This is a genomic window from Sphingobacteriaceae bacterium GW460-11-11-14-LB5, from assembly GCA_002151545.1.
GTDB lineage: Bacteria > Bacteroidota > Bacteroidia > Sphingobacteriales > Sphingobacteriaceae > Pedobacter.
The window spans coordinates 4,244,807-4,269,046 of sequence record CP021237.1 but is presented as its reverse complement, the minus strand read 5'-3'; the positions used below and the strand labels follow the sequence as shown (position 1 = coordinate 4,269,046).

Here is a 24,240-nt window from a genome sequence, read left to right as displayed (position 1 = left end):
GATTTCTCCGCTTCGTTGCACTGCGCTCGAATGACGACATCTCAAGATCAATAATAGGGATTTTTACAAACAAATTTCTGGTTAGGCCAATATTCGTTTATCAATTGTTCTCTTGGGGAACTTATCGCCTTAATCCAACTGCAAAGTTAAATGAACAAAAAACTCGTTAGCACTTTCGCGGATAATTAATTCGTGTTTTCCGTAATACAGCAATGATAAGCGTTGTTTAACATTTTCAAGTCCGATACCACTTTTTAATTTCTCAGGGTCGTTATCTGCCTTAATGTAAATGCTATTGCTTACATCAAAATATAAGGTTTTTTCTTTGGTTTGCAAGGTAATCTTGATGTACGAAGGTTGTTGCAAGCTGATACCGTGTTTAAATGCATTTTCGATAAATGGAATCAGCAACATCGGCGTAATCTGCAGGTTATTTAGCTGTTCTTCGATATGGGTATCAATCCTGATTTCTGCAGAGCGGGAGGTGCGGAGCTTTTGTAAATCGATATAATTATTCAGGTATTCTACCTCGCGGGTTAACGAAATTTTGTCCTGTGTATTTTCGTGGAGCATAAAACGCATCATATCGCCCAGTTTTTGGATGCCTTCGCCTGTTCTTTCTGCATTTTCCTGCAAAGCTGTTCCAAATAATGTATTTAAAGCATTGAACAGGAAGTGCGGGTTGATTTGCGATTTTAAGAAATTGAGGTTCGCATCCGATTTACCCAACTCCGTTTTAAGCATCTGGATTTCGCTGAGTTTTTCAAATTTATGCTTGTAAATGTACCAGGCAGACGGCGTGGTAATGCACATTAAACATATGGCATTTAAAATTAAGGCAATGGGTACAGCTTCGCCGTTGCGCATAAAAGGAATGAGTATCATCATCAGCAGCAGTGAAATGATAATGGTTAAACCTACATTTCCCCAAAAATACCGGCCAAAACCTTTAAAATTCTTTCTGAGATTTGGAATGATGTAATAAATAGCACAAAAGGCAAAGAAAATATTTACGGGTGGTACAATGAGCCAGATAATTAATATTTCGTGATCGATCTTTAATGAAAGTATTGCGGCAAATACCATGAGCGAAATCAACCAGACTCTAGTTGAAATAAAAATTTCTGGAATGATGTTGTTATTATAATGCTTTAAAAAGGGAATTCTTTTGAGTAATTCTAAACCCCGCTCATTAAAATATGCGTAGGCATTAAAAAGCAGATAGAGAAAAAAGATATAGGTAAAGGCCTCTCCAAAAAAGATACCATAAGCGTTATCCATGTTATCATATTCTAACAATCGGTAAGCTTGAGAATAAGTATTAAAAACCATCCATGCTACAACAGAAAACGATGTAACTAAAATGGTAAGAATAAGATTGAGTGCGATATTTTTTCTGTTTGCCAGCTGAGGCATGAAGCAAAAATTGAACAATAAAAAGCTGACATATAATATGCTGATCTTAAATACTTCGGGTACAAAGAAATTTGATATTACACTATAAACAATTTGGCTTTCTTCAAAACGATAAGAATTACCCCTGCTGTAAACGGTAGAGGAACAAATACTGATCAATGCCAGGATATATAGCGTTGTGGAGATCCAAAACTCAAGCTGGTTGATGTTTTTGGTTTTTGTTGCGGATGGGTTACCTGAAAGAATTACCATAGTGTTTTGTTTATGCCACAATTTTACGAAGAGAATTTACATCGGTAATTAAAATGTGATGGATGAGCTTAAAAATGTGACGAACGAATAAGATTTTTAGAATTGTGGGATTTTAGAGTTGTCAACTTTCATAGCCCCCTCGCTAAAATGTTGACAACGCTTGGATAATGTGTACAGGTGTTCTCATCACTGGAGTTAATGATTACTATTAGAGGTTGTATCATAAATATAGATTTGTCATCCTGAGCCTGTTGAAGGTTTCATTTCATTTAAATACGCTATAAGGTGTTTCGGCAGGCTCAACAAGACAGCATCTCAGTTGAAATCGCCTTTTTGATACGCTCCACAATAAAAACAACGATCTTCAAAATATTAAGTATAAAGCTAAACAGTTTATTAACTTTGCTTCTTGCGTTCAACACTCATTCAAAATTCAATAATTTATATGACCGTTTACGGAATTCCAAATTGCAATACAGTTAAAAAATCGCTCGATTGGTTAAAAGCACATCAGGTTGATTTTGAATTTCACGATTTCAAGAAAAAAGGCATTACCACAGAAAAGCTAAATGAATGGTGTAATACCTTCGGTTGGGAAACCGTATTAAACCGAAAAGGTTTAACCTGGAAAAAACTAACTAAAGAGGAGCAGGCTAAAATTGATAACCAGGATTCGGCAATTGCTTACTTAAAAGAAAATACCAGTGCCATAAAACGCCCGATTATCGAGCAAAACAGCAAAGCCATATTAATTGGGTTTGATGATGACAATTATTTAAAAACACTCGCCTGATTCGATTGTTCTAATGTTAAAGTTTGTTAAATGCAGCTTTTAAATGTCGAACTAAGTTACTTTTGAGTATGTACAAACTGATCATTTTTCTATTGCTTGCCTTACCTATTGGCGTTTTTGCACAAACGGTAACTACAGGTACAGTTTTCGATTATTCGAAAAAAACGCTTTCTCTGCCTGGTGTTACCATCAGAAATCTGAACAGTAAAAAAACAACCAGTACAAACAAAGAAGGCAAGTACACTATAGGCGCCAATATTGGTGATCTGATTGAATTCTCAGCCATTGGTTATCATACCGATACTTTGTATCTAACCAATTTATTAAATAGAACAATTTATCTTCCGGTTAAAACGAATAGTTTAAAAGATGTCGATATTACAGCTGTAAGAATGAATAGTCAGGTTACAGATGCGAAGGATCCACTGGCCGAAAAATATACGCTATTGAGTACGGGCGGAAATCTAAACCGTAAACGCATGACCGATAAGGTTGGCGGCTTAAACTTAAACCTTGGCTATGGTAAATACAGAAGACAACAGCGAAAAGAGGCCGATTTAGAGGAAAAGGAAATGTATCTCGAAGAAATTGATGAGAACTTTACCGCAAAGGCCATTACAGATATGACCAAACTAGAGGGTGAAGAACTTAAAAACTTCATGATTATATATCGCCCTTCGGTAGAGGCAGTAAAGGCAGAAAGGCCATACCGTTATGCTTATTATATTTCACGCGCCTTTGTAGCCTGGAAAAAACTAACGCCACAGGAAAGAAAACTGCAGGATTTACCCAAATTGAAAGCGAATTAACAAAGACTCGTCACCCTGTCCCGAAACTTCTGGATCAAGGTCTATTACAGGAAAGATGCCGACCACATAGTAGCTACTAGATAATTACAAATACTATTTCTACTGTAAAATAAATTACCTTCGGTGAGCTCGCTTAAAGCTCGGTTTACTTCGAAGCTTTCCACTTCGTTACAGGCCAGCATGACGGCTCGCGTTAGGAAAGTCAATTATATTGATAAATAAGAATATGTATTGATCGAATTAAATTTTAAAAAAGCATTTTTAACTGTATTATAACCATTATTGGTAACATTCTAACCACATATAAATCCATATGTGGTTATTTTTTATCTTTACCGCCTGATTACAACCTTATTATTATCATGAAATTGACTAAACTAATCACTTTTTGTTTGGTTGGTTGCGCTTTTGCCTTTTCTGCATCGGCTCAACAAGCTACAACACCGGCACCAGCTAACAATTATAACCCTGCTGAAGCCTTTGGACCACTATTTTATACGCAAAACGGGAATGAATTCCGTTCTGCCATTGGTGCACCAGGACCAAAATATTGGCAAAACCGCGTTGATTATAACATTACAGCTAGTCTCGACGAAACCAAAAATACGGTTACTGGTACCGTTACCATTACTTACAAAAATAACAGTCCCGATAAATTGCCGTATTTATGGCTGCAATTAGATCAGAATACCTTTAAAGAAACTTCACGGGGTTATGCCATTACGCCGTCGAAAAGCCGTTATGGTGCCCAGGGCGAAAAATTTGATGGTGGTTATAAAATCCAGAACATCAGTGTTTCGCAAAAAGCTGCAGCAGTAAAATTTACTTCTCTGGTAGAAGATACACGTATGCAGATCCGTTTAGACCAGCCACTGGCCGCTAATGGCGATATTGTAACAGTTAAAATGGATTATTCTTTTGTTTTACCAAAAGAAGGATCAGACAGAACCGGACATTTAACTACAAAAAACGGTGAAATTTTTGCCGTGGCACAGTGGTTTCCACGCATGTGTGTGTATGATGATGTGATAGGATGGAATACTTTGCCATACTGGGGCGGTGGTGAGTTTTATTGCGAGTATGGCGATATTAACTTTGCCATCACTGCACCGGCAAGCCACATCGTAATGGGTTCAGGTGAATTATTAAATCCGGCCGAAGTCTTTACACCAGAGCAGTTACAAAGATGGAATGCAGCTAAAACCAGCGATGCTACTGTTCATATCCGGACCGAAGCAGAGGTTACCAACCCTCAGTCACGTCCGGCTAAAGACAAGCTAACATGGAAATTTAAAATCCTAAATGCACGCGATGCGGCCTGGGCCTCATCTAAATCTTTTGTGTTAGATGCCGCAAAAATTAATTTGCCAAGTGGTAAAAAAGCTTTAGCCGTTTCTGCACAACCAGTAGAAAGCAATGGTGAAGATGCCTATGGCCGTGGAGTAGAATATGTAAAATCAACCATTGAGCATTATTCTACAAAATGGTTCGAATATCCATATCCCATGGCTGTTAACGTGGCTACCAATGTTGGTGGTATGGAATATCCTGGCATTGTATTTTGTGGCTGGAAAGCTAAAAAAGGAAGTGCATGGGGCGTAATCGATCACGAATTTGGCCATACCTGGTTTCCTATGATTGTAGGTTCTAATGAACGTAAATATGGCTGGATGGATGAGGGCTTTAATACCTTTATCAATGGTATTTCTAAAAGTAGTTTTAATAAAGGCGAGTATGCTGCAGCGCCAACCGATATGAATAAAGTTGGTAAAACGAATATTGGAAACCCGGTTTATGAAAACATGATGTTAATGCCCGATGGTATGGCAGAGCGTAATATTGGTGTGAATTTATACTATAAACCAGGATGGGGCTTAGACATCTTGAGAAATCAGATTTTAGGTGAAGACCGTTTTGATTATGCTTTCCGTCAATACATTAAAAACTGGGCATTTAAACATCCAACACCTTTCGATTTCTTCCGTTCGATGGAGAATGGTGCGGGTGAAGATTTAGCCTGGTTTTGGAGAAGCTGGTGGTTAAACAACTGGAAAATGGACCAGGGTATTGCTGGTGTTGAAGCTGTTAAGCAAGATGATAAATTGGTGGGTTACGCGATTAAAGTAGTAAACCTGGAAAAAATGCCAATGCCAATCATCCTGCAGGTTAAAACCAAAAGCGGTAAAACAGAGATCGTAAAAGTTCCGGTTGATGTTTGGATGAAAAACGCAACCTGGTTGGTACGTTATCCAACTAGCGAAGAGATCGAATCAGTTACTTTAGATCCAAATAAAGTATTACCAGATTCGAATACAGATAATAATACCTGGACCGCTACAGGTAATTAGTTTAGCCTGGGCACCATAATTATAGCCTCCTGATTTTAAAAGATCAGGAGGTTTTTTATTGCAAACAACCGACGGTTTACTATTTCTTATCGAATAATTTAGCACCTGTTAAATTTACAGCAGATGGAAAAACCAAATTTAGAAATCACTAATCCCGAAGGTATATACGATCCCCGTCCGCATGGTTATTCTCATTTAGCCTCTGTTCCGGCCGAAAGCCTGCTGGTATTTGTTGCCGGCCAGGGTGGTAGCAGGATGGATGGTGTACTCAGTGCCGATTTTCGGACACAGGTAAGTATTGTATTCGAAAATATAGCTTTGGCTTTAAAAAGCAAAGGTTTAACCATGGCCAGTATAGCTAAGCTCACGACCCTGGTGGTAGATTATGATGAGGAGAAACACCATATCTTAATAGAAGAATCTACGAAAATATGGCCGGATCTGAAATTTCCGGTGAATACACTCATTCCTGTACAGCGATTAGCTTTAAACGGCATGCTGATTGAAATTGATGCCACAGCTATCGGCTAATTAAAAGACTCTAATATGGAAAAAGGAGAACGCAAAAACGTATATAAAGTTTACAATAAAATCGGAAAGTGGTTCGCCGAAAACCGCTATTCTTTTTTAGGGGAGAAAACCTATCTGGACGATTTACTTAAGCAACTGCCTCCAAATGCAAGTGTTTTAGATTTGGGCTGCGGTAGTGGAAAACCCATACTCGAATATCTGATCAGTCAAAATGTAAAAGTGCTGGGGGTTGATGCCAGTGAGCAGATGCTCGAAATGGCCAGACTAAATTTTCCCGGTACGCCGTTTATGCTGAAAGATATGCGTAAACTAGACCTGGATGAAAAATTCGATGCGATCATTGCCTGGCATAGTTTTTTTCACCTCCCGGCAGCCGATCAGCCTGGTATGTTCGGTATTTTTAGTCGCCATCTTAAACCAAACGGCGTTTTGTTGTTTACCTCAGGAACCGGTAGAGGAGAGGTTTGGGGACTGAACAATGGTGAAAACTTATTTCATGCTTCTTTAGGTATTGATGAATATCTGTCATTGCTTAAATCTAATCATTTTGAAGTGCTTGTCCATAAAATAAACGATCCTGTTTGTGGTGGCGCAAATGTTTGGATGGCACAATATAAACCCCGATAATTTTGCCTTAACTTTGCGGCATGGCCGAACAGCAAAAAAATAACCCTTTACACGGTATTACCTTAGAGAAAATTGTAACCGATCTGCAGGTGCACTATGGTTGGGAAAAACTGGGATCACTCATCAGGATCGATTGCTTTAATAATAACCAGACGATAAAATCGAGCTTGAAGTTTTTAAGAAGAATGCCCTGGGCACGTAAAAAAGTAGAGGAATTATACCTGGATACCTTTCATAAATGAGAATGAGTGAGTTTTGAATGAGTGAATATCCTAGCAATCAATTCCAGGATTTAACCATTCTCTAATTCGCTTATTCAATAATTTCCAGCCTCCTTGCAACCTTTATCTAAGCGCAGTCGTCATCTCGATCTAAACCCTATCAAATGAAAAATATTTCCTTTTGTTTTTTGTTCATGCTTATGCTGGGCAGTTGTTCGATTCAGACCATGACGACATTCTATTCCATGTCGAAAGGCAAATTAAATGTTCCTAAAAAAGAAAGTTACGAGGTTGTTTATCAGGCCAGCTTTGGCGATGGTTTAAAAGCAGATGTAACTTACTCCAATGAAAGTGGAAAAGAAACTGAGCTAAAAGAAGTAAATGGCGCCTGGGAAAAAAGCGTTACCTTAAAATCAGGAACCCACGTTCAGTTTACAACTTTTGCCATTGCTAAGACAAAATCTAAAGGTGAATATAAGATATGGGTTGACGGAAAGGTCGTTTCTGAGTATGTGCTGAGCGGAAAAAAGTTAAAGTATACTTACGCTTTCGACTTGCCTTAAATTCATAAAATCTTCATCTTGATTTTTGAGATTTAATAAACAAAATAACCAGGTTTATTCATCATTAATCAATTTGAAAATGAAAGCAATTAAAGTTTTAGTAATCGCATTAGTAGCCGCTTTTACCATTAATACCGTAAGCGCTCAAACCACTGTTCCGGCAAAAACAGGTACAGAAAAATCTCAGACTAAAAAAGGTCATAAAAAACATCATAAAAAGCACAAAAAAGTTGCTAAAGCTTAAAAATAGAAAGTCTTTCAGGTAAAACTGAAAGACTTTTTTGTTGATCATCAAAGTACTCAGACTTCCGAAGTTTGCCCCTGCACTTGCCTTTGAGATTTCATAAGTCGGTCTTCGACTAGGCTTATTAAAAAAAAATATCTTTTTCTGTCACACTTTGGTTCTTTTTGTGTCTTATAGCTGAATCCTTTGAAGAAAAGGTTGAATAAAAACCAAACTAAAAATCAAAATTTCAGCTATGAAAACTTACTTATTGATGTTGCTGTTCATATTATCTACGAAAGTCTTCGCACAACAGAGCGGTAGTATTAATGGAAAAATTATCGATGGTAAAACAAACCAGCCAATTGAATATGTGGGTATCGTTTTGTCAGGTAAGTCTGATTCGACCAAAAAAGTAGGTGTAGTAACCAATAAAGCCGGAGAATTTTCTTTTAATGTTGTGGCCATCGGCAATTATAAAATCAGGATTTCCGCAATGGGTTATCATTCCATCACTAAAAATATAAATGTAAACGGAAAGGCCATTAACCTGGGGACATTAAAAATAGAAGAAGATGCCATTGCACTTAAAGATGTTGCCGTGAGTGGCCGTTATGCTACCGCAATGGTTAAAAAAGATACCGTAGAATTTAATGCCGATGCTTATAAAACCAGGCCTAATGCAGCAGTAGAAGATCTTTTGAAAAAACTACCTGGTGTTACGGTTGATAAGGATGGAAGTATTTTGGTGCAGGGGCAGAAAGTGACCCGGTTAACGGTTGATGGTAAAGACTTTTTTGGCACTGATCCAAAAACGGCAACCAAAAACCTGCCCGCTGATGCCATTGCAAAAGTGCAGTTAATTGATAGTAAAACACAGGAAGCTAAAGCCACCGGAATTGATGACGGGCAGAGGGAGAAGGTTTTAAACCTAACGATTAAAGAAGACAAGAAAAAAGGTTGGTTCGGAAATGCCAACCTCGCGGGCGGAACAACCGATAAATACGGAAGTTATTTAAGTGCTAACCACTTTAATAAAAACCTGCAATTTGCAGTTTTGGGCATGAGCAATAATACCAACGATGCCAGTTTTGGCTATGATGACCTGAGCAGCTTCAGTGGCGGAAACATCGGGAATATTTTTGCCCCGCCTGCCGGAGGAAGTTTCTCTATCAATAGCAATAATGGCAAAACAACGATAGGTGGGAGCGGTGTTTTTGATAATAGTGCCATAGGACTTTATACTACACATAGTGGAGGGGTAAACTACAGTAACTCCTGGGGCAAAAACAATAAACTGGCCATTAGTGGAAGTTATTTTACCTATTTCTCTTCTGGTTTAGGTAATAAACTATCCAATATCCAGGATTTAAGCTCAGGTGATATTTTGCGCACTTTAGACAATACCGATCGAAACAGCAATAATCAGGCACATCGTTTTAACTTCAAGGCAGAATATCATCCCGATTCGTTAACCGATATTGTACTGCGCCCGAATGTGATCCTGAACAATACCACCAATATTAATAACCGCACTTTCAATGCTAATTTTGATGCCACAGGAAAGGCCAATGATGGAAACCAGTATTACAATCAGCATAATTTTACGCCTTCTTTATTTGGAGAGTTTACTGTGCTCAGAAGATTACCAAATAAGAAAGGTTCGGTTTCGCTCCGTTTAAATGGTACGCAAAATACCTATAATTCTGACTGGCTAAATCAATCATTGCTCAACCAATATGCAAACGGGAGTAATACTGTTACCAAAATCAACCAACAGGCCAATCAGGAAAATGCCTCGACAACATACACCATCAATGGAAATTATGCCCGCCCATTAAATCAAAAATGGAGCGCCAATATTGCTTATGGTTTTACACGGAGCTTGGTTGATGCGCAGCAGATCACTTTTGATTATAACCCAACTACCGACCGTTACGAGACCGTTGTTCCATCGTTAACCAATACTTTCGATAACCGTAACAGTTTGCAAACAGCCGGATTGGGTTTTATCTACACTGGAAAAGATTGGACCTATAATTTCGGACTGAATGGACAGCAAAGTTTATTAAATGCACAAGTATTTAATAATGTGGGGGCTAACATCGGCAATATTGAAAAATCATACTACAATTTATTACCCCGGTTAACGGTCAATTTTAAGAATAAGGCCAATCAAACCATCGCTATAAACTATAGGGCGAGCGTTAACCTGCCGTCGGTAACCGATTTACAGCCTGTGCAGAACAATACCAACCCGTTATATCAACGAATCGGAAATCCAGATCTCGAGGCTAGAAAAAACCACCGGTTATCGGTAAATTTCAATACGTTTAGCCCGGATAATAACCGGTATTGGAATGGTTATTTCTTATATAACTTGTCTTTTGATGATACCGGAAATGATATTACCTATAATAACGGGATCCAGACCGTTAAACCCATTAATGTAAACGGCAACTATTACCTGCGTGCCGGAACATTTTTTGGAATGCCCTCAAAACTTAAAGGTTTGAGGATGAATTATGGGATGAACTTTTTTACCGAGCATAGAACAAATTTTATCAGCAGCAATAAAAACATCACCAACAGGTTCGAAATTGGGCCAAACATCAATTGGAGCTACGATATTGATGATAAATTTAACGCAGGGATTTATGCTTATGTAGCTTATACCAAAGTAAATAATACAGATGAATCGGCGATTGACAATAAATATTTTACGCTAAACAATTCTTTAAATCTGAGTTACGAATTCATTAAAGATTTAAGGGTGGAAGCTGATTTGGATCATATCGGCTCAGCGGGCCGTGCGGATGGATTTAATAACAATTATTTCTTGCTTAATGCCGGGATAAATAAATATTTAATGAAACGCAGGGTAACTTTAAGTTTAAAAGGATTTGATATTTTGAATCAAAATACCAATATCGATAGGATTGTAAACAGCAGCCGGATTGAAGATGTGCGGTACAATAACATTACCCGTTATTTTTACCTATCCCTAAATTACAAATTAACCAAAGTAGGAGCGAACAACGAGAGAAGCAATCCCCGCAGTACGGTTAATTAAAAAAATGTTTAAAATTTTAATCAAGTCCTTGGCATTTGTTTCTTAGCAGTAAATGTTAAGGAATTTTCTTTTCCTGATTACCAAAAATTTTAACAGAAACGTTGTTAAGGTTTTGTCTAAGTAAACACTTTCCAATTAATGGACTAATTTTTTAATTAATCAAATTAATAATCTGGATGTATATATAGATTATATCTCCGTTGGCTAGCGTATATGAAATTAGATGATTGATGGATTTAAACAAACGTTTGCGTAGTGTTTGCCATGTTTATGCCTGTTAAATGGCATAAATTAGGTTTTTAAACCAGGTCTTTTTTAAACCGCAAACAACAGGCAATATTTCTTGATAAGCAGCGAAAATTAGTGTTATATTGTTTTTATTATTCAAATTGATCTTTAAGCGTAACAAATGGAGTTATCAGTACCAAGCGATATAGCCAAAGAAAAGGTGTCAATAAAATATCTTTTCTTCACCTTCCTTAAAATTGGCTGTGTAAGCTTTGGTGGACATATGGCTTTGGTTTCGCTGATTCAGCGCATTATGGTTGAGCAGGATAAAACCATTGATAATGAGGATGTATTAAATAGTGTAACTGTAGCTTCTTTTATGCCTGGCCCCATGGCGGTAAATGTTGTTGCCAATATAGGTTATGCTTTAAAGGGTAAATTAGGTGCTGCGGTGAGTATGTTCGCCGTTTTACTGCCGGCAAGTATTTTAATGCTTTGCCTGGCTTATGTTTATTTTTCAAACGGGCTCAATATATCCTGGAGCTTAATGATGCAATATGTAGGCGCAATTGTAAGTATGATCATTTTATCGACAGGATTACAGTTGTTTAAAAAAGAAATTTCGCTTCATTATGGCAAAATCTTTGTTTTTTTGATCGCCATCACACTCGATCTGATTAAAGGGAACTACCTGATAACAATCATTCTTATTGCCATAGGAGCCATTGCCGGGCTGATGTTTGACCAGAAAAAAAATAATTATGCTGAAGTGGTAACTAGTTTTAAGCAGAAGTTTAAACTTAGGTTAAATTCATTTTCGTTTATTGCGGTTGCCATTTTATTCATCAATCAGATTTTATTTATTACGGGAGCATTTAAGTCTTATCAGAACATCTTTTTTAAGATCGGAACCGTTTTTTCGGGCATTAGTATTTCCTTATTTGGTGGTGGGTACCTCGTTATCCCCATTATGCAGTCGCTACTGGTCAAAGATATGCAATGGTTGAGTGCGAAAGAATTGATAGATGCGATTGCTTTTAGTCAGGTTACACCCGGGCCGATTCTAGTGAGTTCAACCTTTATTGGTTTTAAGTTAGCTGGTTTTTTAGGCGCTTTGGTTGCTACCTGCAGTATGTTTATACCATCGGCTATTTTAATGATTGTTGTTTCTAAAATCTTCAATAAAACAAAAGATCATCCCCTTATCAAAAGCATGATATCAGGAATTAAGGTGGTCGTTGTCGGGTTAATTATATCATCAGCCTTAAAAATATTATTATTGCAACCAAGAACACTTTTGGTAGGTGCTATATGTGTTGTTTCTTTAATATTAAGCTATAAGTATAAACTCAGCCCGGTATATTTAATCCTCGGTGCTATTTTTTTGGGAACAGTATCAATTTTTTATAATGGAAAGTTTTTTTAAACCAGACGGTATTCAGATTATCGGAACGCAAAGATCTGGTTCCAATCTGCTAAGGGTAATATTAGATCAATCTAATCAGATTGCCTCTCCGCACCCACCTCATATTTTGGTCACTTTTGTGCCATTGTTGGGTTTGTATGGTTTTTTAACAGAAGCAAAATATAAAACCTTAATTAGCGATGTTGTAAATTATTTAAGGGCTAACCCTGTACCATGGGATGGCGTTGAGCTGGATGAGGCCTGGATTTATGAAAACTCAAAAAGCTACAGCCTTTTCGAAATTAACCGATTGGTATACGAAACTGCAGCAATAGCAAAAAAAGCTAAATACTGGTGCTGCAAGAGTATGGCTAATGTGCATTATGCTGCTGATTTGGAAGCGCATTCGCCCAATCTGAAATATATTTATTTATACCGTGACGGGAGAGATGTTGCGCTCTCTTTTAAAAAAGCAATTGTTGGCGAAAAGCATATTTATCATTTAGCTAAACAGTGGTATAAAGATCAAAGTGCCTGTATCGAACTGTCGAAAAGAATCGGTAGTGATCGTTTTTTCTCTTTAAATTATGAGGAATTAATTGCAGATCCGGCAAAGCTTATTCAAAGTTTATGCAGGTTTCTGGCCATTGATTATGCTGAAACCATGCTCGATTTTCATAACTCAAAAGAATCGCTGGCTACGGCCAATGCAGGCGAAATGTGGGAAAATCTGGCCAAGCCAATCATTAAAGACAATAGCGGTAAATTCCGTAAAGAATTGAGCGCAGCAGAAATTGATATCTTCGAATGTATTAACCACCAGACCTTAACTGATTTGGGTTATGCTTTAGATCGCCCGGAGAATAAGGATAAATTAATTTCTGCCCAGGATATAGAAGAATATAACCTTGAAAACGATTTGCTCAAGAAAAATATCCTGTTAAGTGCCCGTCAATCTGACCTCGACAACCGGGGCCCTCAGCTGGAGATATTAAAAGAAATAAAGGCCAGGCATTTAGCCACAAAAGTATAGAATGAAATGATAGATACCATTGATATAAATGCCATACTGCAAACAGCTGTTGAGGCGGGGAAAGCAATTTTAACCGTTTATGATGGGGATGATTTTGAGGTATCAACCAAAAGCGATTCTTCTCCTTTAACTAAGGCAGATAAAATAGCAAATGATATTATTTGTCGCGATTTAAAACAGTTATACCCGGCCATTCCAATTATATCTGAAGAAGGGAAAAATATTCCTTATGAAGAGCGGAAAAACTGGGCGCTATACTGGTGCGTCGACCCGCTGGATGGAACCAAAGAGTTTATCAAGCGAAATGGTGAATTTACGGTAAATATTGCTTTAATCCGTAATGGGGTGCCGGTGCTGGGCGTCATTTACATTCCGGTACAAAACCTGTTATATTTTGGTGATGAGCATTCTGGAAGCTGGAAACAAATCCCTGGAGAAGATCCTATTCAAATTAAAGCCATTAAGAAGAACGACGAATGGACAGCAGCAGTAAGCAGATCGCATGCGGATGGTGAAGAAAAAGCCATTCTTAGCAAATATCCGATAGTAAATTTTATTTCGGTAGGGAGTTCGCTTAAATTCTGTTTGTTAGCAGAAGGTAAGGCTCAGATTTATTTACGCACCGGACCAACCATGGAATGGGATACCGCTGCCGGTCATGCCATTATTTTATTTAGCGGCTGTAATATCCGTACATTAACTGGTCGCGAAATGTTATACAATAAAGAATCGTTGCTAAACGAAGGCTTTTTGTGTAAGGTAGATTAATGATCATAACAATAAATTATGTCGCTTCAAACTACAGCTAAAAATGGTTTTGTTATTCCAGATCAAAAGGGAATAGTGGTTTGGCTATTTGGATTGTCGGGTTCCGGAAAAACCACCATTTCGACTTTATTAAAGGAAAAGCTCGAAGAAGAAGGGTTTTTCGCGATAACATTAGACGGAGATGTACTTCGGGAAGGTATCAATAAAGATTTGGGCTTTAGCGAAGCCGATCGGGCAGAAAATATCAGAAGGGCTGCAGAAATAGCCAGACTGATGATGATGAACAATGTGATTACCATATGTTCATTTATCACCCCTCTTGAAGAACATCGGGCATTGGCTGCTCAGATTATTGGAGAACAGTATTTTGAAGTCTTTTTAGATTGCCCGCTGGCTGTATGCAAAGAAAGAGATGTAAAAGGTTTATACAAAGACGCAGACCGAAACCTGATCTCAAATTTTACAGGCGTGAGTGCCAGGTTCGAGCCTGCCTTAAACGCCCATCTCATTATCAAAACCAATACAGAAAGCCCTGTTCAGAGTAGGGATAAGCTATTTCTGGAGATCATTTCTAAAATCAAAACCCAGGCTTAATTACCTAATTATTAAGCAGTATTGGCTTAATTTATATCGGTTTAATTCTAATTTATCCAGTTTATCGCATTTAAGAGGTTTAGTCAATCGATTGCGCAGTGTTTTTATATATAAATGCACCTTTTAATTCCTAATATTATACTACTAAGAATTAAAAGTCATTTTATCCTTTTAGCAACAATCAGCTATAACCAAAACCGCTATGATTACAATTTACAAACCAACAAATGGGGATTGTAGGACAACTGTTCCTATACTAAACCGCTCATTTTTTAATGCTCTTTTTAAATTTTTTTATTGTTCTTTATTTATTTTAATCCCTATTGCAGCCAGTGCGCAGACGGTTGTAACCGGGACGGTGAAAGATGAAAAAGGACTGCCGGCTGTTGGAACATCAGTAACAGAAACTGATGTGAAAAACGGAACATCGGTTGATGCTAACGGTAAGTTTACCATCACCTTGAAAGGTAATTTAAAGGTTTTAAACTTTACACTTGTAGGTTATAAAACCCAGCGGGTTACCGTAGGTGCTTCAAATGTGGTAAATGTAAACTTAGAAGAAGACCTAAATAAACTGAATGAAGTTGTGGTTGTGGGCTATGGTACACAACGAAGAGGCGACATTTCTGCCTCCATAAGTACAGTTAAGGCAAGCGAAATGAACCTTGGCGGAAGTACAAGTAACATTGGCCAGGCCATACAAGGTAAGGCTGCGGGTGTACAGGTGCAGCAAACCAGTTTTGCTCCAGGTGCCGGGATTCAAATTACCATCAGAGGTGGGAATTCCATTCAATCCAGCAACAGCCCACTATATGTAGTCGATGGTTTTATTTCTGAAAACGGAAGTACCATTAATCCAAATGACATTGAAGATATTCAAATCTTAAAAGATGCCTCTTCGGCAGCCATTTATGGTGCCAGAGGGGGGAACGGTGTGGTATTAATCACGACCAAAAAAGGAAAGATGGGTAAAGTAAGTATTGATGCCGATTACTCAACTGGTCGTCAATTTTTGACCTACAAACCGGAGCTTCTAACAGGTCAGCAATATACAGATATACAGAATGCAACTTATGCTGAAAATGGCAAATCGCCACTTTTCCCTGCCAGCTTTATACCTACAAACACCAATTGGTTAAGCGAGGCTACCCAAAATTCGATAGTTGATAATATGAATGTAAGTATTAGCAGTGGAGATGCAAATTCAAAGCTCTATGTATCTGGTAATTATATTGATCAGGTTGGTGTATTAAAAAGCACTGGATTTACCCGATACACGGCGAGAATCGGGGCTGATAAAAAACTAAACGAAAGGGTAAGGTTGAATGCCAATTTTTATGGTGCCAGTTCCAAGTCAAAGCAACAATCGTATGGCGACGGGATTACACCACCACTTTTTGGTATTATAACTTCATTACCTAATTTACCGGTTTATAATGCAGATGGTTCATATTACAATTATCTCGGTAAGAGTAATGCAATAGCGAACTTATTGGAGCCAACTAATAATAGAGACAATAAATTGGCTAACGCTAATGTTGGACTTGATTATGAGGTAATAAAAAATCTAACTTATCATTTAGGTGCAGGAGGTGAGTTTTCGCAGACTGATTTAGGAACTTATACTCCACAAACCATACCTGCTGGCGTTGCCAATAAGGGTTTAGCTAGTATTACGAGCTCATCAACTTTTAGATGGTTAATCGAGAACTATTTAACCTATAAATATAAATTTAATGATCATGATTTTACGTTATTAGGCGGGGTTTCTGCCCAAAAAGATGTTGCACAGTCGGTAAACGTGGGTTCAAAAGGTTTTTCAACGGATCAATTTCTGTATTATAACCTAACTGCTGGTGCATTGCCAAATGGATATGGTAGTAATAAAACCCAAACCAGTTTTAATTCTTACTTTGCAAGGTTAAACTATGCTTTTAAAGATAAGTTGTTAGCTGCATTTACTTTCAGGGGCGATGCTTCCTCTAAATTTGGAGAGAATAACCGCCGGGGTTATTTTCCTTCAGGGTCTTTAGCCTATAAGTTTACTGATGAGGATTTCATTAAAAATCTTAATACTTTTTCTAATTTAAAAGCAAGGGTTAGTTATGGTGTAACTGGTAATGACAGGATTCTAGATTATGCCTACTTAGCTCAATTTGGTAGTTATAATACCGCAATAGATGCCGATGGCGGCTTAGTCTCAGGAATTGAAGCTAAAAATTTAGCCAATCCTGATTTGAAATGGGAAAGCACTGCACAACTGAATGCTGGTGTAGATATGGGCTTTTTTAATGGCCGATTGAATGTTTCGATTGATTATTATAATAAAAAAACAACCGACCTGCTTTTGAATGTACCTGTTGGAAACTATTATGGCCAAACGATTCAATTGGCAAATGCCGGTTCGTTACGAAATCAAGGTATTGAGTTAGCTGTAAATACAACAAACATTGCCAGCCCGGCATTTAACTGGAACTCTACATTCAATATTTCTTACAACAGACAGAAAGTACTTTCTTTAGGCGATCAAATCGATAATATCCCGGTAAATACAGCCAATCCAAGTGGTACGGTTTCCGGAAGAGAGTTTACCCGGGTATTGCCGGGCAGAGAATTGGGTGAATTACGAGGATATGTATATGCAGGTGTAATTAAATCGGGCGAAGTTTATGCACCACAACCAGCAGCAAAACCTGGAGACCCGAAATATGCTGATATTAATGGCGATGGTGCAATTACTCCTGATGACCAACAATATCTAGGAAATACCACTCCTCGTTTTAGTACAGGTTTGGCAAATGATTTCAGCTTTAAAGGTTTTAACCTTAATGTTTTTTTTCAGGGCGCATTTGGGTATTACTTATATAATATGAATCGTTTGGTATTAGAATCAACAACCGGTGCTGATGCGTTAAATAGATTTGTAGCAGGTAAAAATGAAAATACCGATATTCCCAGAGAAGGTTACTTTCTAAGTCAGTATGGCGGTTATGTAAACTCCCGGTTTGTAGAAAATGCCGCATATGTAAGATTGAAATCTGTCTCGCTGGGATATTCAATACCGGCATCTTTATTTTCAAAAACTAAGTTAATCAGCGGATTAAATGTATATGTGCAGGCTCAAAACTTGTTTACCATTACAAAATATACTGGAACAGACCCTGAAGTAAATACGCATTCTGGCTCGAACACTGGTGGTGGATTGGATTTTAATGCTTTCCCTGCCTTTAAAACAGTAACATTTGGAATTAAAGCCTCTTTTAATTAATGTATTTTGTACAGGAACACCTTAAATTTAACATCATGAAAAAATATAATATCATTCTTTTACTGACAATTGCACTTGTTATACAATTTTCTTGTAAAAAGAGTTTAGAGCCAAAAGTGTACAGTATTCTAACTGAAAAAAATGCTTTCGTCACGAAATCGGATGCCATTGCTGGTGTAAATGCGGTTTATGCGAGATTAAAAGGACCTTCAGTTGGCGATAATTATGACTATTGGACGGTTCGTCATTTTGCCTTAACAGATTTAACCACAGATCTTGGTCATTGCGATTATGGGGGTGATCCAGGTCAACTTTCAAACATCCAATGGAACTCATCAAATGGGTTAATTTTAGAAGATTGGAGGCAGATTTATAAGTTAATTGCAAATGCAAATGTGGCAATTTCAAATATTACACCTATGAAAAGCATTACGGATGCTGAAAAAAGTAAATTTTTAGCGGAAATTAGGTTTTTAAGGGCTATTGCTTACATGGATATAACAGATATATGGGGTCCTTCTGTATTAATAACTGAAAAAGAAATGGCTGCTAAAGATTATAGCGCCAAACCACAGCTAACTTCCTTAGCCGACATGAACAAGTATTTAATCGGCGAGTTAGAATATGCAGCTGCCAATTTACCATTGAACTATGTAAATAATCCTATTTATCCAAATAATGATGTGGGAAGGGCAACCAAAGGAGCGGCTCTTGGAATGTTGGCAAAATTATATTTACGCGATCATCAATGGCAAAAAGCAGCAGATTATTGCCAGCAGGTGATTGATTTAAAAGTGTATGATTTATACCCAACCTACGCTGGATTATTCGCGGAAAGCAATACCTGGTGCGTAGAAAATATTTTTTCTGTATTAAGCGATGCAAATGTAAACGGAACAGAGCTATTAAATCACTTTGGGCCATTAGAGCACCCAGTGCTTACCGAAAGGTGGCAATATTATGCCGTTACATGGGATTTCTATAATAGTTTCAATAATGCCGACGATAGGAAAAAAATGTTTTTTGCAGAATATACGGGTACCGATAATTTGATTCACAAACAAGCCCCTACTTTAGGCGCTATTGCTCCGGCTGGAGTGTTATATATGCCTAATGTTGCTACATCAAAATATGCTGATCCGAACGGAGCCAACACATATTACGATGGTCACAGTGTTAATATCCTTCGTTATGCAGACATTTTGTTGAGTAGAGCAGAAGCATTAAATGAAATTAATGGAGGCCCTTCAACTGAAAGTATAGAGTTGGTGAATAAAGTTAAACGCCGTTCTCATGCAACTGAACTGGTTTTAGCTAACTTGAATCAAAGCACATTTAGAGATGCAATTTTACAGGAAAGAGGCTGGGAACTATTTTATGAAGGTAAACGCAGGGCTGATTTAGTAAGAATGGGCAAATACGAGCAAGTCGTTAATGCCTATCTGGCTAGAATAGGTAAAAGCCCGTCTATACAAATGCCAAGAGATCAATTTTTCCCTTATCCTACGAGTCAGGTTAGCATTAACCCTAATTTGAATAATGCTGGCCGAAGAAATTAAGACAGAAATTATTATTAATGAAAAAGAATATGTAGTTTTTACTGCATATTCTTTTTTATTTACAAACGCTCCTGCATTTTAATATTTTCAATTTATGAGATACTTTTTAAAACTTGTTGCTTTACTGTTAATATTTGCTTTTTATGGATGTTACACGAGCGATGGCATCGAAGAAATAAAGGTAGGACTACATAATAACAATGTATTAAAAATACAGATTGATGTAACGGCCAATACTGCCGTAGATGCCTATGTAGAATATTGGCCAGATAAAATTGCAAACGCACAAAAGGAAAGTACTGCGCTATCTAAAGATAAAAGCAGTCACAAATTTGTGCTATGCAATATTATTCCCAAAACAAGTTATGCTTATCAGATTATTACCGTAAAAAACGGGGCAAAAAAAACAAGTAAGACTTACACTTTCGTTTCTAACGATTTGCCTGAATGGCTTAAAGACCAGTTTAAAGCAAAAAGTGCCGATGATAAACTAATTCCCAAAGAACTTAAGAACGGATTAATCCTGGTTAACAAACGATATTCGCCTGGGATGGCCTATCTGGTCGATTATAAAGGGAGGCTGCGGTGGTACCATATGATTGATAATGTAGGTTTCAAAGTAATTAATTTTACAAAAGATAAAACCTTGCTTTCTATTTTGGGCGGCAATGATGAACCAACAAGCTACGGTAGCCAGATATTGGAAATTAACTTAGATGGAGATACGGTTTTAAACTTAAAAAAAGGCCAGGGCGATTTTAAGCAGACCATCCACCACGAGATTTTAAAAAATCAAAAGGGAGAGTTGGTTACACTTTTTGTTGATCAGAAAATAACCGATTTAAGCCATATCGGCGGTAGCAAACAGGATACAATAAATGGTGATGGTATCTTAGTGATGGATAAAAAAGGTAAACAGATCTGGAAATGGAGTGTGTTTGATAGCCTTGATCCTTTTAGTGACAAGTCTTTACTTAAAACCAAAAAAGACTGGATGCATGCCAATAGCTTAAACTATGATAAAGACGGGAACTACATCATTTCCTTTTACAATAATGGGCAAATTTGGAAAGTTGATGCCAAAACAGGCAAAGTAATCTGGAAATTTGGCAAAGGTGGTAACATTAAAATGCCAGCTCATACAGATTTCTCCCAGGCCCATGCAGTGCATATTAATGCTGAAGGTAATTTAATGTTTTTTGATAATGGAATAGAAAAACACCGATCAGGAGCTTATGCTTTTAAATTAAACGAGCAGACGCAAAGCGCAAGTTTAGATATGCATATTCAGCTGCCCCCACAAATCTATAACGATCGCATGGGAAGCGCTTACATGATTAATAAGGACAATATATTGTGCTGCAGCTCAAAAAGACACATTGTTGTACTCACGGATAGAAAAGGTATATTGTTATGGACAATGGAAGCATCTGTGCCTGCATATAGGGGGATATTTGTAACTTCGGAGCAATTAAGCCCTTATTTAAAACCTTAACCATATGAATAAAACTTTACCACTCATTTTTGCAATTTTAATAACCCTGTCTTTTTCGGCATGTAAAAAAGGCGAAATTAAAAACTTAAACAGCATTGGTTATGGATCGTCGTTTGGGATGTGTGTGGGCTATTGTTCCAATAATTTACTTATCAGCGATTTGAAACTTACTTTTTCTAAATCGAAAAACGGGCAGACAGCTGATACCAAAACTTGCAGCAAAACAATTTCTGAGGCTGATGTAAATGCCATTAAAAACGAATTAAATCTGGAGAAGATTTCAGCTTTGCCAGAAGTAATTGGCTGCCCTGATTGCGCAGACGGAGGAGCAGAATGGATTGCCATCAATGCCGATGGTAAACAATACAAAATTACCTACGAGTATGGTAAAGCACCTAAAGAACTAGAGGCAGCAGTAGCGCGGTTAAAAGTACTTAAGGATAACTTTAAGGATTGTAATTAATAACAGCTTTAACGATGGTTCCTTCAAAGGTTATTCGTTTATCCTGTGTACTTACTAATTCAGAAAGTTCATATACATTTCTATATCCATAGCCATATAGGTTAATGTAAGTAGGGATATTTAAGGCCAACGAAATAGGGGCTATTTTTTTCTTTATTAAAACAGGCATAACTACTTTACTGGCGAAATTTACCTGGTCATCAATAAAATTATTATTGCAATAAATTAATATTTTGGTATCCGCATTGGGGATAATCCTTAACAGATTTTGTTGCGTGAAATCAGCAAAATTTAAATGAATGGCGCCTTTAACATGTTTCCGTTTAAATAGACTGTCAGAACGGGTATCTAAAATAACAGTGCCTTTCTCTTGCGCCATTTTTAAAAACGTTGGTAAATCAATGAGCTTACTTTTGCGATGGGCTTTAACCTCGGGGATGAGTTTCTCGTAAGCATCAAAATCTACATTGGCCTTTCTTTTGGTAGCTGATGATGTTTGCGCATTACACAGATATGCGATGCTACAAAATATGATGGTGATGATTTTTGTTTTCATTGGTCTTATCCATTAGTTGAAACTATGCACTCTTAGTGCAAGACTTTCTTTTCTGCAAATTTTATTTTTTTGACACAGATTAACTACAATCTGCGAATCTGTGGCTTTTTTTAACAACTAATTTCATTCATCATTAAACCTATGGACTTTTAGTCTATAGTCGATTTTTTTTTGAATTTTCATGAATTAATTGCCACCTAAAATAATCGGTGCGGTTTTGCCATTACCCATAATAATCACTTTGGTATTGGCCGATTTCGCAATTTCTTTTTGAGCCAGAATCGATTCGTACTGGAGCTGGCGATCGCTTAATCCGGTAGAAAGGATGCGCTGATAATCAGCAATACCTTGTGCTTCTACTCTTTTCCGTTCTGCTTCCTGGCGTTCCTTTTGAAGCACAAACGTCATCTTTTGTGCATCCTGTTCGGCATTTATCTTAGATTCGATACTGGCTTTTACTGATGCTGGCAAGGTAATGTTACGCACCAGAAGTTGTTCTAGCTCTAAACCTCTTTTCGCAAAACTCTTTTCTATGGTGTTAAATATTTTAGATTGAAATTCATCCCGTTTACTCGAGTACAATGCAACGGCATCATAAGCAACGGCGTTATCGCGTATGGCGGTACGGGAAACCGGGCGAACAATCTTTTCCAGATAATCGGTGCCTATTTCCCTTAAGATATTTGGAGCAGCACTTCCCTTTACCCTGAAGAGTACGGAGAGATCGATGATCACCTCCAGGCCATCTGCCGATAAAACACGTAAAGCATCATCAGTTTGCTTATTGCCCTCATCATGCACGCCAGACATGGTGTAGTTTTGGGTTTTAACATCAAAAGGGGTAATTACGGCAATGGGATTAATTACGTTTAAGCCGCTATATAAAACTTCGTTATCAACCTTTCCGAAAACGGTTTTAACCCCAACCTCGCCTGCATCGATAACTTTAAACATAGAAAATGATAAGCCAATGATCACGAACACTACACCAATAATTTTAGTGATACTGCTATAACGACCAATAAGGTTATTTTGGCTTGATACGGCAAAGCCGATAAAAATGATAATAATTCCAACAATACTTAAGAACATATAATTTAGATTTTTATTAAAGATAAAGTATTTACTACAATCTTTTATGAATTAAGGCAGGTGTGGTTTTGAGTATATGGAAATTAGCTTCGGAAAATCAGTCCGTTAACACGCTCGGTTTACCTTGCTAACTAAACCTGATATACGTGGAAAGCGAGTTTTTCGCGAGCTTGTAACATTAGCAGGGCCGAAGCCAGCCTAAGGATGACTGAAACTGCTTTCCAAAAATTATTTGAACAGCTCAATCAGATGCTGAAACAAGTTCAGCATGACGATCACGCCAGGGGATTTAGAGCGAGAACCGTTGACTGAAAACTCAAAACTGAAAACGGAACTGCAACGCCTTAATCTTCAACTGAAAACTGATAATTGCAAACTCAAAACTTTTTACGCTAACCCCTTGATTTTTAAAAAGAATTGTTCTACTTTTGCAGTCCGTTTTATGGGCTATCTGCAAGGATGCCGGGGGAGCGGTAAATTTTTTAAATAAAAAACATAAAAAAGCACAATGCCAACCATTCAACAATTAGTTAGAAAAGGTAGAGTAGCACTGGAGTTCAAGAGTAAGTCTCCAGCGTTGGACAGCTGTCCACAGCGAAGAGGTGTATGTACACGTGTGTACACCACTACCCCTAAAAAACCAAACTCAGCAATGCGTAAAGTAGCCCGTGTTCGTTTAACGAACGGTAAAGAGGTGAATGCTTACATTCCTGGAGAAGGTCACAACTTACAGGAGCACTCAATCGTATTGATCCGTGGTGGTCGTGTTAAAGATTTACCAGGTGTACGTTACCACATCATCCGTGGTGCATTAGATACATCAGGTGTAGCTGGTCGTAACCAACGTCGTTCTAAATATGGTACTAAACGTCCTAAACCAGGACAGGTAGTTGCGGCACCAACAAAAGGTAAAAAGAAATAAT

Annotated in this window: 21 protein-coding genes; 18 read left to right on the top strand and 3 right to left on the bottom strand. The window is 37.6% G+C overall.

The window, feature by feature from the left end; translation table 11 throughout:
• Nucleotides 1-129: 129 nt before the first annotated feature.
• A complete protein-coding gene (locus CA265_17120) occupies nt 130-1,668 on the bottom strand; it encodes a hypothetical protein (GenBank protein ARS41282.1) in 1,539 nt (512 codons plus the stop codon).
• A gap of 445 nt (nt 1,669-2,113) precedes the next feature.
• Between CA265_17120 and CA265_17115 the strand changes: the two genes are divergently transcribed.
• The 16 genes from CA265_17115 to CA265_17040 all read left to right on the top strand — a co-directional run bounded on the left by CA265_17115 (nt 2,114) and on the right by CA265_17040 (nt 21,669).
• Nucleotides 2,114-2,461: an arsenate reductase gene (locus tag CA265_17115; GenBank protein ARS41281.1), complete on the top strand. Its 348-nt coding sequence runs from the start codon at nt 2,114-2,116 to the stop codon at nt 2,459-2,461.
• Between the two features lie 68 nt (nt 2,462-2,529).
• Nucleotides 2,530-3,270, top strand: a complete 741-nt coding sequence (locus tag CA265_17110) for a hypothetical protein (GenBank protein ARS41280.1) — start codon at nt 2,530-2,532, stop codon at nt 3,268-3,270.
• 362 nt (nt 3,271-3,632) lie between these two features.
• Nucleotides 3,633-5,618 carry a peptidase M1 gene (locus CA265_17105; GenBank protein ARS41279.1) on the top strand — a complete coding sequence of 662 codons (1,986 nt, stop codon included), beginning with the start codon at nt 3,633-3,635 and terminating at the stop codon, nt 5,616-5,618.
• 123 nt (nt 5,619-5,741) lie between these two features.
• A complete protein-coding gene (locus CA265_17100) occupies nt 5,742-6,149 on the top strand; it encodes a hypothetical protein (protein ARS41278.1) in 408 nt (135 codons plus the stop codon).
• A gap of 15 nt (nt 6,150-6,164) precedes the next feature.
• Nucleotides 6,165-6,776, top strand: coding sequence for an SAM-dependent methyltransferase (locus CA265_17095; protein ARS41277.1), 612 nt, complete (start codon nt 6,165-6,167; stop codon nt 6,774-6,776).
• A 20-nt stretch (nt 6,777-6,796) separates the two neighbouring features.
• The gene (locus CA265_17090; GenBank protein ID ARS41276.1) at nt 6,797-7,018 is read left to right on the top strand and encodes a transporter; all 222 of its coding nucleotides are present in this window, start codon (nt 6,797-6,799) and stop codon (nt 7,016-7,018) included.
• Between the two features lie 224 nt (nt 7,019-7,242).
• Nucleotides 7,243-7,560, top strand: a complete 318-nt coding sequence (locus CA265_17085) for a hypothetical protein (GenBank protein ID ARS41275.1) — start codon at nt 7,243-7,245, stop codon at nt 7,558-7,560.
• 479 nt (nt 7,561-8,039) lie between these two features.
• Nucleotides 8,040-10,856: a hypothetical protein gene (locus CA265_17080; GenBank protein ARS41274.1), complete on the top strand. Its 2,817-nt coding sequence runs from the start codon at nt 8,040-8,042 to the stop codon at nt 10,854-10,856.
• Between the two features lie 409 nt (nt 10,857-11,265).
• Nucleotides 11,266-12,510, top strand: coding sequence for a hypothetical protein (locus tag CA265_17075; protein ARS41273.1), 1,245 nt, complete (start codon nt 11,266-11,268; stop codon nt 12,508-12,510).
• Complete coding sequence (locus CA265_17070) at nt 12,494-13,522, top strand: hypothetical protein (protein ID ARS41272.1); 1,029 nt, start codon at nt 12,494-12,496, stop codon at nt 13,520-13,522. Before CA265_17075 ends, CA265_17070 begins: the two co-directional genes overlap by 17 nt.
• Before the next feature lie 6 nt (nt 13,523-13,528).
• The gene (locus CA265_17065) at nt 13,529-14,290 is read left to right on the top strand and encodes a 3'(2'),5'-bisphosphate nucleotidase (GenBank protein ID ARS41271.1); all 762 of its coding nucleotides are present in this window, start codon (nt 13,529-13,531) and stop codon (nt 14,288-14,290) included.
• Nucleotides 14,291-14,308: 18 nt separating this feature from the next.
• Entirely contained in the window at nt 14,309-14,884 is a 576-nt protein-coding gene (locus CA265_17060) for an adenylyl-sulfate kinase (protein ID ARS41270.1), read from the top strand.
• A gap of 202 nt (nt 14,885-15,086) precedes the next feature.
• Nucleotides 15,087-18,152: a SusC/RagA family TonB-linked outer membrane protein gene (locus tag CA265_17055; GenBank protein ARS41269.1), complete on the top strand. Its 3,066-nt coding sequence runs from the start codon at nt 15,087-15,089 to the stop codon at nt 18,150-18,152.
• 35 nt (nt 18,153-18,187) lie between these two features.
• On the top strand, nt 18,188-19,711 hold the full coding sequence (locus CA265_17050) for a RagB/SusD family nutrient uptake outer membrane protein (protein ID ARS43034.1): 1,524 nt from the start codon (nt 18,188-18,190) through the stop codon (nt 19,709-19,711).
• Nucleotides 19,712-19,805: 94 nt separating this feature from the next.
• Nucleotides 19,806-21,206, top strand: a complete 1,401-nt coding sequence (locus CA265_17045; GenBank protein ARS41268.1) for a hypothetical protein — start codon at nt 19,806-19,808, stop codon at nt 21,204-21,206.
• Nucleotides 21,207-21,210: 4 nt separating this feature from the next.
• Complete coding sequence (locus CA265_17040; protein ARS41267.1) at nt 21,211-21,669, top strand: hypothetical protein; 459 nt, start codon at nt 21,211-21,213, stop codon at nt 21,667-21,669.
• Here the strand turns inward: CA265_17040 and CA265_17035 are convergent.
• Together CA265_17035 and CA265_17030 are read right to left on the bottom strand one after the other, a co-directional pair.
• Nucleotides 21,653-22,225, bottom strand: coding sequence for a hypothetical protein (locus CA265_17035; GenBank protein ARS41266.1), 573 nt, complete (start codon nt 22,223-22,225; stop codon nt 21,653-21,655). The two genes, CA265_17040 and CA265_17035, sit on opposite strands and share 17 nt — an antisense overlap.
• Nucleotides 22,226-22,411: 186 nt before the next feature.
• Nucleotides 22,412-23,317, bottom strand: a complete 906-nt coding sequence (locus CA265_17030; GenBank protein ID ARS41265.1) for a band 7 protein — start codon at nt 23,315-23,317, stop codon at nt 22,412-22,414.
• Nucleotides 23,318-23,585: 268 nt separating this feature from the next.
• Here CA265_17030 and CA265_17025 point away from each other — a divergent pair, with 268 nt between their 5' ends.
• Together CA265_17025 and CA265_17020 are read left to right on the top strand one after the other, a co-directional pair.
• Nucleotides 23,586-23,807 carry a hypothetical protein gene (locus CA265_17025; protein ID ARS41264.1) on the top strand — a complete coding sequence of 74 codons (222 nt, stop codon included), beginning with the start codon at nt 23,586-23,588 and terminating at the stop codon, nt 23,805-23,807.
• Between the two features lie 18 nt (nt 23,808-23,825).
• Nucleotides 23,826-24,239: a 30S ribosomal protein S12 gene (locus CA265_17020; protein ARS41263.1), complete on the top strand. Its 414-nt coding sequence runs from the start codon at nt 23,826-23,828 to the stop codon at nt 24,237-24,239.
• Nucleotide 24,240: the final 1 nt, after the last annotated feature.